We start from the raw sequence: 13,243 nt of genomic DNA, 5'->3' as shown, positions 1-13,243 counted from the left end.
CCATGATGCTCGTCGGAGCCGCGTCCGTCTGCCCGCCAGCGAGACTCACGCGGAAGTTTCCAGCTTGTGCCACTAAAGTCGATGATCGTGAGCACTGACATCACCGGAACCTCAGCCTGGCAGAAACTGCGCGCTCATTACGCCGACATCGAAGGCGTTCACCTGCGAGAACTCTTCCAGGACGATCCAGCCCGCGGACGAGAGCTGACGATCGACGCCGGTGATCTTCACATCGACTACAGCAAGCATCGCGTCAGCCGCGAGACTCTCGCGCTACTCGTCGAGCTGGCCCGCGAGGCCGGCGTCGAGGCACGACGCGACGCGATGTTCGCGGGCGATCACATCAACAGCTCGGAAGACCGAGCCGTGCTGCACACAGCACTGCGTCTGCCGAAGGATTCTGCTCTGACCGTCGACGGTCAGGACGTCGTCGCGGACGTTCACGAAGTTCTGGACGCGATGGGCGCTTTCGCGGATCGGGTGCGCAGTGGCGAGTGGACGGGCGCCACCGGCAAGCGCATCCGCACCATCGTCAACATCGGCATCGGCGGTTCCGACCTCGGGCCCGTGATGGTCTATCGCGCGCTACGGCACTACGCCGACGCCGGAATCAGCGTTCGGTTCGTCTCCAACATCGACCCGGTCGACCTGGTCGGGCAGCTCGACGACCTCGATCCGGAGACGACGCTCTTCATCGTCGCGTCCAAGACGTTTTCCACCCTCGAGACGCTCACCAACGCGACGGCGGCAAAGCGTTGGCTGTTCGCCGGTCTGGGCAGCGAAGACGTCTCGGCCGTAGCCAAGCATTTCGTCGCAGTCTCCACCCATGGTGATCGCGTGGCGGAGTTCGGCATCGACACCGCGAACATGTTCGGATTCTGGGATTGGGTCGGCGGGCGCTACTCCGTCGACTCGGCGATCGGACTGTCGGTCATGTGCGCCGTCGGACCCGTTCGTTTTGCCGAATTCCTCGACGGTTTCCACCAGATCGACACGCACTTCCGAAACCAACCGCTCGAGCAGAACGCGCCGGTACTCCTCGGGCTCATCGGGCTCTGGTACTCCAACTTCTTCGGCGCTCAGTCCCGCGCAGTGCTGCCCTACTCCAACGACCTGTTGCGCTTTCCCGCGTACCTGCAGCAGCTGACCATGGAGTCCAACGGCAAGTCGGTTCGCGCCGACGGCTCACCGGTGACCACGTCCACCGGTGAAATCTTCTGGGGCGAGCCGGGAACCAACGGCCAACACGCGTTCTATCAGCTCCTGCATCAGGGCACGTGGCTCGTGCCCGCCGATTTCATCGGCTTCGCGGAATCCACCGACGATCTGCCGACGGCGGACGGCACCGGATCCATGCACGATCTGCTCATGAGTAACTTCTTCGCTCAGACAAAGGTTCTCGCGTTCGGCAAGACCGCCGAAGAAATCGCTTCAGAGGGCACTGCACCGGAGTTGGTGCCGCACAAGGTGATGCCAGGCAACCGGCCTTCGAGCACCATCCTGGCCAAGGAATTGACGCCCTCGGTCGTCGGTCAGTTGATCGCACTCTACGAGCACCAGGTATTTGTCGAAGGTGCTGTGTGGGGTGTCAATCCGTTCGATCAATGGGGCGTCGAACTCGGCAAGACGCAGGCACTGGAACTGGGACCTGCACTCTCCTCCGAAGAGGCACCCGGCGACCTCGGCGACACGTCCACCGACGCACTCGTGCACTGGTACCGCAAGGAGCGCGGACGGGCCTGATTCACGCGGCAGCAGGGCCGAACCAACTCTCCGTCGCGTACACACGTCCGGATCGGTCGACGAGCCGAGCGCGAAGCTCTTGCTGTTCAACCCATTTGATGGCGCTGATACCCCGGATCAACGCTGCTTCGCTCGCTGCGTACGCCCACACCGCGTCGTCCGCTATCACCGAGACTTGCGCCCATTCCGTGGAGGGACGCTCCTGGTTCGGCTCCCAGGAGGGCAGCTCTACCGCCCGCGCCGTCGCCATCGCGGTTCCGTTGATCAGTTCGACTTCCTCGCTGCCCGGCACCGGAATCTGCCAGCCACCGGCCGGTGCATGGCCGGCCGTGGCGATCACGTCGCCGATCCGTACGGCAACACCACATTGCAGTTCGGCAGCCACGATCTGCGCGGCGCGATCGACGGTGTCTGCCTTGGCAACTCCGGTGATGTCGAACGACGCACCCCAGGGCGCGTACACCACGTCGCCGTCGAGCTGTACGTCCTCGAACGTCGGGGTCGGGTGGACCGGAGGGATGGACTCGTCCTCGGAGTAGTTGTCGGCAAGCGGATTGACTGCGCCGCCGGTCATACGAGCCGCCCACAGCGCCGACCGCAAGAGAGCAGACATACGCCGAGTCACTTTGACCGGAGTTCCCTGAGCGAGGTTGACGGCGTGAATCTCGGCGTCGCCCCGGCGAAGGTCGCACACCGCCTCGGTCTCGTCGATGGCAGCTGCGATCAACGCGTGCGCAGTGGGCAGCGCAGCGCCTTCGGTGACATCCACCTCCACGGCGGAATCCCACATCGCCCACTTCTCGACACTGACCATGTCAGTCCTGCCCTTCGAACACACCGCGTTGTAACCAGTATGCGCCGGTCAGCAAGCCCCGTGCCATAAGCCGCTTCCGAGGCCGAGGCACGCATCCTGCAGGAGGAGCAGCGCACGGCAGGGGCTGATGGTAGATCTGTGCGACAGAATTGCCGCCCTCCCTGTGCAAGCCGCGTAGTCCTTCGAAGGGTCCTGACACGCACCCGATGTCGACGGACGTCGACTACTACCGGCGCAGCGGGCTATTCCGATCCGAAAGACGCAGAGGCGACGCTCGACATGTCGTGCCGGGACGCTGCGCCTCGAGCTCGGTCTGCCGCAAAACACGTCCGGGCGACGCTGATATCACCGCAGGAGATAGCGGCGACTGACGAGAAGCACTGTGTTCCAACGTCGATGACATACCAATCGGCCGCTTTCGACGCGCGCCACTTTCGACAGGTCGACACACCTGCCCGCTCACTCTCGACTGCCGAGAAAATACGCGCCCTTCACTACGTGCGAGCGTCGAGCAGAGCACCGAGAAAGAGTTCCGAACACGCGGCGCGCCAACCGCCGGAGAGAGTGACGCCCGGCGCCCGGCGGCAGCGCTCGCACGTTACAGACAGGGCCACAATGCATCGACGCAGCTACATAGGACCGGCCGAAAGAACCTGCAGCACAACGGCGTAACCACCGACATTTTGCTTATACGCCACCCGCACGCCGTTGGCAAAACGAACGGTCAGTACGCGGCGTAAATCACATACTTTACAAAGTCTTTGGAATCTCTCCGCGCCAAATATCCGCAGGTGAAAGGACTTTCGACCGGAGTCCAGAATAACCGTGTCGTCTACTATGTGAAAACTGCGAAGTAGCTGTGACGCTGGGTCACGCTCGAGGGAGGAATTGTGACCGATTCATTCAAGGACCGCTTGAACGCCTTGTACCCGGCCACAGCCCCGAGACTCACCAACGCACAAGTTGTGGAAGCCCTTTCACAACGCGGATGCAAGATTTCGACACCGTACCTCTCTCAGCTCCGGAGCGGTGTGCGCACAAATCCGTCAGAGCAAGTCGTTTTGGCATTGGCCGATTACTTCGGCGTAGCAGCAGAGTACTTCTTCGGCCCGACGCCTCGCCAAGATCCCGAACTGATTCCGGAAGAAGACCGTTCGGTTGTCGAAGAGTTCCACGACAGCGAATTGCGTTCTCTGGCTATGAAAGCGGTCGATCTCTCCCCTGAATCGCAGGACCTACTCTCGTCGATTGCGGAGAAACTTCGCTCGTCCGAAGGACTCCCGGCCGTACCTCCGGATTGCAGCACGTACGCCCCACCGTTCACTCGTGACTGATCCAGCGCGAAGATCAGCGAGTCAAGCGGCCCAATAGTGCCGAGGCGGTGACGATTCCGAGCAGCGCTGCCCCGATCAGCACGCCGAAGTCGACGACATAGTTGGTCGGCATTCCGATGAGTAGACCGCGCAGTGCTGACACCTCGTAGCTCAGCGGGTTGATGCGGCTGAGCCACTGAACCCACGTCGGCATGAGTTCGACCGGGTACAGCGCGTTGGACGCAAAGAACAATGGCATGGTGATTGCCTGCCCGATGCCCATCAATCGATCTCGTTTGAGCACGATTCCCGCGATCGCAACCGACAAGCAGGCAAAGAACGCGGAACCCAGGACAACGACCAATACGACCCCGAGCAGTTTGAGCGGGTTCCACGTCATACTCACGCCCAACAGCGCCGCCACGATGACGACCACCATTGCCTGGGCGACTGCGCGGATCCCGGCGGCGAATGCCTTACCTGTCACCAATGCTGCGCGCGGCGTCGGCGTGACCATCAATTTGGTGAGGACTCCCGCGTCACGCTCCCAGATGATCTGGATTCCGTAGAAGATCGCAACAAAAAGAGCGGACTGCGCAATGATGCCGGGCGCGAGAAAGTCGAGATACGGTACGTCGCCAGTGGGGATCGCTCGGATATGACTGAACGTCTGGCCGAAGATCACCAACCAGAGGATCGGCTGGATTGCGCGCGTGACCAATTCAGATCGGTCGTGCCGCAACTTCTGAACTTCCACGAGGCAGAATGTGTAAATTCTCGAGAGCAATCGAGCGAAACCGTTGGTAGTGGGATCAGCCCAAGCGGCGCGCTGTGCGACGGGCACTGCGGACATCGCGGAGACCTCCTGACTTGTCGCCGGTGAGATCGTCGCCGGTGTAGTGACGGAACACGTCTTCGAGAGTGGCCTCCGGCCCCAGTTCGGCGGCCAACTCGCTCGGCTCGCCCACCGCCCGAAGTTCACCGTGATGCATCAACGCAACACGATCACACAGCTCCTCGGCTTCTTCCATGTAGTGCGTCGTCAGCAGCACAGTCATGCCGTACTGCTTCTGCATCTCCGCCACTCGCTGCCAGACGGATTCGCGGGCAATGGGATCCAGCCCCACCGTCGGTTCGTCGAGTACCAGCAGCGACGGTCGGTTCACCAGCGCCTGCGCAAGTTCGAGCCGTCGCACCATACCGCCGGAGAAACTCGACGCCAGGCGATCGCCTGAATCGAGCAGGTCCACCATCTCGAGCGCCTGGTCGACGCGCTCGCGTCGTTCGGACCGCGGAACGTCGTACAGTCGCGCGAACCAGGTCACGTTCTCGCGCGCGGTCAATGCGCTTTCGATCGAGAGCTGTTGTGGCACGTATCCGAGGTAGCGCCGAATGGTCATCGCCTCGGTACGAACTGAGCGACCGAGAATCCGAATATCACCGTCTTGCAGAGGAAGTAACGTGTTGAGCAATCTGATCGTCGTAGTCTTTCCTGCACCGTTGGGACCGAGCAGGCCGAAACACTCCCCCGCATTGATGACCAGACTCAGCTTGTCCACCGCGCGGTGGTCGCCGAACTTGTATGTAACCGAGTCGATCTCGACCGCGTGTGCGCCGGGGTCGGGTGAACCTGCCGCTCGGCTCTTCCACCACTGTGTCAGCATCTCACTGCCCCTCACCTTCTGATCCGGCTGCTGCCAGAGCGCTCGCCAATCGCGACAGGGCTGGTAGCGCAGCCTCGATCCTCGCCCTGTCTTCTCCCGTCAGACTCGACAATGCCTGACCGACAATCACACTCCGGCGATCACGCCACACTTCGACGCGGGCGCGCGCCTCGTCCGAGAGGACCAATCGCGCGACGCGTCGATCAGCCTCGTCGGCAACCCGTTCGATCACTCCATCGTCGACGAGCTGCCGAACCAGGGTGGACACCGTGTTTGCCGCGACACCCAATCGCCCGGCAGCCTCAGCCACCGACAGACCCGGGTTGCGCCGTAGCAGCCTGACGAGTTCGATTTGGGCGCCGCCGAGCGGTCGTTCTGCAAATGGTCGCCCCGATGCCTTCCTCGTGCCCCGGCGCAATTGCCCGAGCGTCTCCAGGACATCATCCGAAAGCCTGTGATCTGCTCCGATTTCATCCACACCTCACAATAGCTCTGTAACAGAGCTATTGTCGAGGAGTCAGGACGCCCGGCGTTTTCAGCTCGTCCGCAACGGGTATCCCCGATTGCTTGTCCCGAGCACTCCCGCCCAGAACGGAGACGTCATGCGCAGACAGTGGTTGTTCGCGACGGTTGCGAGTAGCGCCCTGATCCTCACCGGTTGCTCGCCCGACGCCCTCGATTCCGGGGACAGCGCAGACAACGTCAGTGCCATTTCGACGTCGCTGTCGCCACCCGCCGCCGCTGATGCACCCCTGCTGAAGACCGCCGACTCCCCACTCGGGACGATCGCCGTCGACGGCGAGGGCATGACCGTCTACGTCTACAACCCGGACGAGGAGAACTCACAAGCCGGGTCGTGCGACGAAGCGTGCCTGCGTTACTGGCCGGCGGTCACCTCGGTCACGGATTCGCCGATCGTCGAAGGAATCGACGCCGTCATCGACACTGTCGACGGGCCGGAAGGATCTTTCCAGATCACCGTCAACGGCAAGCCCGTCTATCGGTACCTCGACGACAAGGTTCCCGGAGACATGCTCGGACAGAGCGTCGGCAGCCTGTGGTGGATGATCGACGCCGCCGGAAACCCCGTGTTCAAGACTGAGTAACCCTCAGTTGTACGGCTGCCGCGCGGTTTCGGGGTCGCCGTACGTGATTGCCCGTTCCCGACGCGTTTTCGACGCCAGGGTTGCGCCCCAGTTCAGCACCGTGCTGGCGCGATTGCGGAACCCCGCGAGGAACGCGATGTGGATGATTCCCCATGACACCCATCCGATGAACCCGGACAACTGGACCGGCCCTGCCTGAAGCAACGCGTGGCGTCGCGAAATGTAGGCCGCGGTTCCAAGATCGCGGTACTTGAACGGTTTTCGGCTGGGCACGCCGTTTTCCACGGTTGCAGCGATCCGGGCACCGGCGTGCCGACCACCCTGCATCGCGACCTCGGCCACCCCGGCAAGTTTGTCCCGCGACATGAGGTCGCCCACCACGTAGACGTTCGGGTGGCCGGGAACGGTCAGATCGGCTTCCACCTCGATGCGGCCACCGCCGACCTGCTTCACACCCAGCGCCGTGGCCAGTGCCTCGGCGAACGGCACTGCTTCGACACCCGCGGTCCACAGAATCGTGCGGGTCTCGTACTGCCGCTTCTCTTTTGTCTTCTTGTCCGTCGTCTCGATGCTGGTCTCGCACACGTCGGTGACGTGCACGCCGAGGTGAGTCTCGACGCCGATCCCGTCGAGAGTACGTTTGGCGGCGGCCGAGAGCTTGCGACTGAACGAAGGGAGCACCCGATCGTCGCCGTGGAAGAGCAGTACCCTTGCCTCGTCCGGGTCGATGGACCTGAACTCGTTTGTGAGCGCGTGCATCGCCAATTCGCGGATCTGTCCGGCCAATTCGACGCCGGTGGGTCCGCCGCCCGCCACGGCGAATGTCAGCCACGGTCGACGTTCTTCCGCTGTCGGGAGCGATTCGGCCATCTCGAACGCAGCAATGAGACTGCGTCTGATCGCCAAAGCGTCGTCGAGGGTTTTCATGCCGGGCGCCCATTTGATGAACTCGTCCTGGCCGTGGTACGACTGGCGCATTCCAGCCGCCACGATCAGGTAGTCGTAAGGCAATTCGAAGGTCGACCCGTCGAAGCGACTGGCAGTCAGTATCCCGGCGTCGGCGTCCACCGACTTGGCCTCGCCCAGAACGACGTTCGTGTTCTTGTTGTCCTCGAGCAGATGTCGCAGCGGACTTGCGATCTGCCCTTCGGAGAGCAGACCCGTGGCGCACTGGTAGAGCAGGGGCTGGAAGACGTGGCTGGTCCCTCGGTCGATCAGAACCACCTCGACGTCGGCCTTCTTGAGTCGTCTCGCTGCGTACAGTCCACCGAAGCCGCCACCGACGATCACTACGCGGGGCTTACCGTTCGAGATGTGGATGCTCATCAGACAAACCTCGCTGTCACGGAGTTGGGCAGGAATCGTAGGGCCGCATCTATCCCTTGCCACTTGAGGCCGGGTAGCGCCGCTCGGGTGGTTTCCTTCTCGATGGCGTCGACCATGGCACTGACGCCTTCGTCCAAACTGGCCATGAGCGCTGCGTCGTCGCCGGCGCCGGCGGACATGTCGGTCTTGATGAAGCCCGGCAGCAGGGTGGTGACGCGAATAGGTGTGCGCGCCAACTCGATACTGAGCGCCTCACCCAGAGCCGCTACCCCGGCCTTGCTTGCCGAATAGGCCGCTTTTGGCCCTGGTAGCCCCCGATCCGCGCTGATCGAGGACACGAGAACCAGGTGTCCGGCGTCCTGCGCGCGGAAGATCTCGAGCGCAGCTTCACACTGCGACAGCGCGCCGACAAAATTCGTCTGCGCTGTTGCAAGATTCGCGTGCGCTTTTCCGGTGCCGATCTTGGCGCCCTTGCCGAGCCCGGCGTTCACGATCACCCGGTCCAGGCCACCCAACTCGTCGCGCAGCTCACCGAAAACCCGGACGACGGAATCGTGTTCGGTCACATCGAGTTCGCGCACTGCGACGCTGATCGACGGGTACTGCGCCACCAGCTCCCCACGCAGCGTGTCGAGACGATCCGTCCGCCGGGCACACAACGCGAGGTCGCGACCGGCCGCGGCGAATCTCCTAGCCATCTCCTCACCCAGACCCGAACTGGCACCGGTGATCAAAATCTTCTGCCGCGTCATGGGTGCAACTGTAACCATCTTCGAGTTCTCGTACCCGGCGGTAACCGAGCGAACTCGGACCGATCCGACATACCGTGGAGCCATGACCGACGAATTCGATGTCATCGTGATCGGCGGTGGGCCCGCCGGCGAGAACGCCGCCGCGTACGCCATCGCCGAAAGTAATCGCACCGCCGCAATCGTGGAACACGAACTGGTCGGCGGTGAATGCTCGTATTGGGCCTGTATGCCCAGCAAGGCGCTACTGCGCCCGGGGCAGGTCCTCGAGGCGGCCGACGCTTTGCCCGGGATCCCGGCCGGACCGCTGGACGTCGAGGCCGTCCTGAAACGCCGCGACTCGTTCACCCACAACCACGACGATTCGTCCCAGGTCGACTGGGCCACCTCCGCGGGAATCACCGTGATCAAAGGCCACGGGGTGATCGACGGCGAGCGCGCTGTGACCGTCGACGGGACCCGTAAGCTCCGCGCCCGCCAAGCCGTTGTACTCGCCACGGGCACAACTGCCACTGTCCCGAAGACGCCGGGGTTGCGTGAAGCACTCCCGTGGACGTCGCGCGATGCGACCAATCTCCACGAGGTTCCGTCGCGGGTGGCGGTCATCGGCGGCGGAGTCGTCGCAACGGAGTGCGCAACGTGGTTGTCGTCGTTCGGCGCTCACGTGACACTGCTCGTGAGAGGCGATGCTCTGTTGAAATCGGCAGAACCGTTTGCCGGAACGATGGTTGCCGAAGCACTCGGCGCCCGCGGCGTCGACGTTCGACTGAGCACCGCCGTCAACTCGGTGTCGCGACCCGACGCCAAGGACACCGGTGAGGGCCACATCCACGGTGGACCCGTCAGCATCGAGACCTCTTCCGGTGTGATCGAGGTCGACGAGGTCATCGTCGCGGCGGGCCGCGGGCCGACATCGGCCGATCTCGGCTTGTCCGTCATCGGCCTCGAGGATGGCAAGTACGTCACCACTGACGATCACCTCTGTGCCCAAGGTGAGTGGCTCTACGCCGTCGGCGACATCAACGGTCGCTCTCCCCTCACCCACATGGGCAAGTATCAGGCGAGAGTCTGCGGAGACGTCATCGCCGCGCGGGCCGAGAGCCGCGGACTCAGGGGACCTCGGTACACGGCGTCGGCGGACAACGGACAGGTCCCCCAGGTGGTGTTCACCTCACCCGAGATCGCCTGGGTGGGACGCACCGAGAAGAAAGCTCGCGACGACGGCTACGACGTCGAAGTCGTGGAGATCGAACTGGCCGTCGCAGGATCCTCGCTGCTGCGCGACGACTACTCCGGGCGCGCGAAGTTGGTCATCGACAAGGCCACCGACGTGATCCTCGGCGCTACTTTTGCCGGGCCCGAAGTATCCGAACTGGTGCACGCGGCGACAATCGCGGTCGTCGGCGCCGTCCCACTCGAAACTCTCTGGCATGCGGTGCCCTCGTATCCGACGGTCAGTGAGGTCTGGCTTCGATTGCTGGAGGCTCGCCGCTGACGCGATCCCGAAGTACGTATAGTCGCGACATGGCGTCCGACATACTTGTGACCACGGCCGACGGCACCCTACGCGGCCGCCGGGTGGGAAAACTTCGTGCCTGGCGCGGAATTCCCTACGCCCGGCCGCCGGTCGGAACACTGCGTCTGACGCGGCCACAGCCGGTCACACCATGGACCGGAGAACGCGACGCGACCAGGTTCGGCGACGCCTCGGTCCAGCACAAGAAGGGGCTGCTGCTTTCGCCCGGGAAGTACCAGCCGAGCAGCGAGGACTGTCTGACACTCAACGTGCTCGCTCCAGCGAACGCCGGTAACACCCCGCTTCCGGTCATGGTCTTCATCCACGGTGGGGCAAACACCATCGGGACCTCGGCTACCGGCTTGTACTCCGGTGCGTCCCTCGTCGAACGCGGCGACATCGTCTACGTCTCGATCAACTACCGCCTCGGTGCTCTGGGGTACCTCGATTTCACACCCTTCTCCACGGCCGAGCGGGCATTCGATTCCAACCTCGGACTGCGCGATCAGGTCGCGGCCCTGCAATGGGTGCAGCGCAATATCGCTGCCTTCGGTGGGGATCCTGAAAAAGTCACGATCTTCGGTGAATCCGCCGGAGCCACTGCCGTCACCACCTTGATGGCTACTCCGGCTGCCAAAGGACTGTTCGCTGGTGCGATCGCCGAGAGTTCGGCTCCTGATCTGGTCTCGAGCACGCAGCGATCGCACGCCTGGGGCGCGCGTTTCGTCGAGATCCTCAATTCCGGTCTACCGCCCGCGAAGGCTTTGACCTCGGCGACTGCCGTCGAATTGGGCCGAGCAGGCAGCAGACTCGGTGCCGAGGTACTGGCGAACACGCCTGGACTACATCCCTTCGGTCCGGTCGTCGACGGCGACTTCCTGCCGCGCTCCCCCTTGGACGCATTCAATGAAGGATCGGCACACCAGGTGCCGATGATCATCGGCACCAACAGACGGGAGGGAACGCTGTTCCCGAAGGTGCTCGACGCACTCCCGACCAACCCGTCGCGCATCGACACCATGTTCGCTCTCACCGATCCCGAGGCCGGAAAGCGCATCCTCGCAACCTATCCCGGCTATCCCGACGAGCAGTCCGCGATCGATGTCGGTGGAGACGTCACGTTCTGGCACCCTTCAGTGGAGTTGATGCAGGCTCACGCACAATCGGCGCCGACGTACGCCTACCGATTCGACTTCGCGCCGACCATGATGCGTTGGCTCGGCCTCGACGCCACTCACGGTTTCGAGATGTTCGCGGTCTTCGGTATCGGCGACACCCTTGTCGGGCGCGGCCTCACCCTTCCCGGCGGTCGGCGCGGACTGCGCGCAGTCACCGAATCTGTTCAGGGACACTGGCTTCACTTCGCCAAGCACGGCTCGCCGCGTGGGTCGTGGCCGCGTTACGACGCGCAGGAGCGTAGGACCATGATCTTCGACGAGATCGTCCGCGTCGAGAACGATCCCAGACGTGAACAACGCTTGGCCTGGTCGGGATACAGCGGTTACCGTAGCCACGGCACCGACATCTCCCTACCGTGACGAGCCCCCTCGAGATCACTCTCGATTCCGGGGTCGTACGCGGGCGCCTCGATCGAGGACTGCGCACCTGGCGAGCAATCCCCTACGCAGCGGCCCCGACCGGCCGCTGGAGATTTCGCGCACCACAGCCGGTCGAGGCTTGGAATGGTGTCCGCCCGGCGGAAGCATTCGGCTCTCCGTCTCCGCAGCGCAAGAGCAACTTCGACGAGAACTCACTCTTCGTCAATGTCGTGGCCCCGCAGGTACCGTCGGATTCGTTGCGACCGGTCATGGTCTTCATTCACGGCGGCGCGTACAACGGCGGGAATCCGTCGACGCCCATGTACCGCGGAACGAGCCTGGTCGAACGTGGCGACATCGTCTACGTCTCGATCCAATATCGTCTCGGCGCGTTGGGCTACCTCGATTTCAGTGAGTATTCCACTGCTGAACAATCATTCGACACGAACCTCGGATTGCGCGATCAGATCGCCGCGCTGACGTGGGTCCAGCGCAACATCGCCTCCTTCGGTGGCGACCCGAACGCCGTCACCGTCTTCGGTGAATCGTCCGGCGCCAACGCTGTCACCACTCTGATGGCAACGCCCGCGGCCCGAGGGTTGTTCGCTCGGGCCATTGCTCAAAGTCCGCCGGCTGCTTCGGCATACGGAAAGGATCGAGCGCAGCGATGGGCGCGCGAGTTCCTCGAGATCGCAGACGCACCGGAAACCGATCCTGCCTCGTGGCTGCGCTCCGCTTCGGTGAAGGAACTGGTCGACGCCGGCGAAGAACTTGCGCGACGCGGCGCGGACGAAGAACCCGGAACACGGGCATTCGCCCCTGTAGTGGGTGACGACATTCTTCCCGAACACCCGCTCGACGTGTTCGCCGCCGGACGGGCCCACCCCGTTCCGCTGCTCGTCGGTTCGAATCTCCATGAGGGGCGGATCTTTCCGCGCGTTCTCGACATCTTGCCTACCAACCCGGTTCGGATCGAGAAGATGTTCTCCCACACCACCCCTGAAGTGAAAGCACGTGCGCTCGCGGCGTATCCCACGTATCCGCATCGTTTCGCTGCCGCCGATCTCGGCGGCGACATCACCTTCTGGGAACCGGCAATACTGTGCGCACAGGGCCATTGCCAGGTAGCTCCTACCTACAGTTACCGCTACGATTTTGCGCCTCGCCTGCTCAGACTCATCGGCATGGGCGCTACCCATGCCACCGAATTGCTTGCGGTCTTCGGCCGTTCGGATGCACTCACCGCGGCCTTGACCGCGGTCGGTGGACGTCGCGGACTGGCCGCGGTGACCTCCACCGTGCAGCGCCACTGGATCCATTTCGCCCGACACGGAGTGCCGGACCAGGATTGGCCCGCCTACTCCGTCCCGGAGCGGCAAACGATGATCTTCGACGAGACGTCCAGAGTGGAGAACGACCCGATGGGTGAGCGTCGACGCGCCTGGATCGGCTACGAGCACCGACGCTGAAGCCC

The 13,243-nt window shown here is 63.3% G+C and carries 12 protein-coding genes; 6 read left to right on the top strand and 6 right to left on the bottom strand.

What is annotated here, in order from left to right:
• Nucleotides 1-87: 87 nt before the first annotated feature.
• The gene (gene pgi / locus R4P70_RS07785) at nucleotides 88-1,743 is read left to right on the top strand and encodes a glucose-6-phosphate isomerase (RefSeq protein WP_021345178.1); all 1,656 of its coding nucleotides are present in this window, start codon (nucleotides 88-90) and stop codon (nucleotides 1,741-1,743) included.
• A gap of 1 nt (nucleotide 1,744) precedes the next feature.
• On the opposite strand, the gene R4P70_RS07780 is transcribed toward pgi, so the two are convergent.
• Nucleotides 1,745-2,557, bottom strand: coding sequence for an FAD:protein FMN transferase (locus R4P70_RS07780; protein ID WP_020970361.1), 813 nt, complete (start codon nucleotides 2,555-2,557; stop codon nucleotides 1,745-1,747).
• A gap of 890 nt (nucleotides 2,558-3,447) precedes the next feature.
• On the opposite strand from R4P70_RS07780, the gene R4P70_RS07775 reads away from it, so the two are divergent.
• The gene (locus R4P70_RS07775) at nucleotides 3,448-3,891 is read left to right on the top strand and encodes a helix-turn-helix domain-containing protein (RefSeq protein ID WP_019744761.1); all 444 of its coding nucleotides are present in this window, start codon (nucleotides 3,448-3,450) and stop codon (nucleotides 3,889-3,891) included.
• Nucleotides 3,892-3,904: 13 nt separating this feature from the next.
• Here R4P70_RS07775 and R4P70_RS07770 read toward each other — a convergent pair whose 3' ends face one another.
• From R4P70_RS07770 to R4P70_RS07760, 3 genes are read right to left on the bottom strand one after another with little or no spacing between them, the layout of a single operon-like run.
• Nucleotides 3,905-4,723, bottom strand: a complete 819-nt coding sequence (locus R4P70_RS07770) for an ABC transporter permease (RefSeq protein ID WP_019744762.1) — start codon at nucleotides 4,721-4,723, stop codon at nucleotides 3,905-3,907.
• Complete coding sequence (locus R4P70_RS07765) at nucleotides 4,683-5,534, bottom strand: ABC transporter ATP-binding protein (RefSeq protein ID WP_080909164.1); 852 nt, start codon at nucleotides 5,532-5,534, stop codon at nucleotides 4,683-4,685. The genes R4P70_RS07770 and R4P70_RS07765 overlap by 41 nt, the downstream gene beginning before the upstream one ends.
• 1 nt (nucleotide 5,535) lies before the next feature.
• Entirely contained in the window at nucleotides 5,536-6,012 is a 477-nt protein-coding gene (locus tag R4P70_RS07760) for a MarR family winged helix-turn-helix transcriptional regulator (RefSeq protein ID WP_020908655.1), read from the bottom strand.
• A gap of 124 nt (nucleotides 6,013-6,136) precedes the next feature.
• Here R4P70_RS07760 and R4P70_RS07755 point away from each other — a divergent pair, with 124 nt between their 5' ends.
• On the top strand, nucleotides 6,137-6,640 hold the full coding sequence (locus tag R4P70_RS07755; RefSeq protein WP_020908656.1) for a hypothetical protein: 504 nt from the start codon (nucleotides 6,137-6,139) through the stop codon (nucleotides 6,638-6,640).
• Between the two features lie 3 nt (nucleotides 6,641-6,643).
• On the opposite strand, the gene R4P70_RS07750 is transcribed toward R4P70_RS07755, so the two are convergent.
• Both R4P70_RS07750 and R4P70_RS07745 read right to left on the bottom strand, forming a co-directional pair.
• Complete coding sequence (locus R4P70_RS07750; RefSeq protein WP_003946361.1) at nucleotides 6,644-7,966, bottom strand: NAD(P)/FAD-dependent oxidoreductase; 1,323 nt, start codon at nucleotides 7,964-7,966, stop codon at nucleotides 6,644-6,646.
• Nucleotides 7,966-8,718, bottom strand: a complete 753-nt coding sequence (locus R4P70_RS07745; RefSeq protein WP_019744767.1) for an SDR family oxidoreductase — start codon at nucleotides 8,716-8,718, stop codon at nucleotides 7,966-7,968. Before R4P70_RS07745 ends, R4P70_RS07750 begins: the two co-directional genes overlap by 1 nt.
• A gap of 82 nt (nucleotides 8,719-8,800) precedes the next feature.
• Between R4P70_RS07745 and R4P70_RS07740 the strand changes: the two genes are divergently transcribed.
• From R4P70_RS07740 to R4P70_RS07730, 3 genes are read left to right on the top strand one after another with little or no spacing between them, the layout of a single operon-like run.
• Entirely contained in the window at nucleotides 8,801-10,210 is a 1,410-nt protein-coding gene (locus tag R4P70_RS07740) for an NAD(P)/FAD-dependent oxidoreductase (RefSeq protein WP_317830629.1), read from the top strand.
• Between the two features lie 29 nt (nucleotides 10,211-10,239).
• Nucleotides 10,240-11,769 carry a carboxylesterase/lipase family protein gene (locus R4P70_RS07735; protein ID WP_113683233.1) on the top strand — a complete coding sequence of 510 codons (1,530 nt, stop codon included), beginning with the start codon at nucleotides 10,240-10,242 and terminating at the stop codon, nucleotides 11,767-11,769.
• Nucleotides 11,766-13,238, top strand: a complete 1,473-nt coding sequence (locus R4P70_RS07730) for a carboxylesterase/lipase family protein (protein ID WP_020908661.1) — start codon at nucleotides 11,766-11,768, stop codon at nucleotides 13,236-13,238. Before R4P70_RS07735 ends, R4P70_RS07730 begins: the two co-directional genes overlap by 4 nt.
• Nucleotides 13,239-13,243: the final 5 nt, after the last annotated feature.

The organism is Rhodococcus sp. IEGM 1241 (assembly GCF_033142365.1).
Lineage (GTDB): Bacteria > Actinomycetota > Actinomycetes > Mycobacteriales > Mycobacteriaceae > Rhodococcus_F > Rhodococcus_F erythropolis.
The sequence above is the reverse complement of the archived record's forward strand: the minus strand, read 5'-3'. Positions and strand labels throughout refer to the sequence as shown.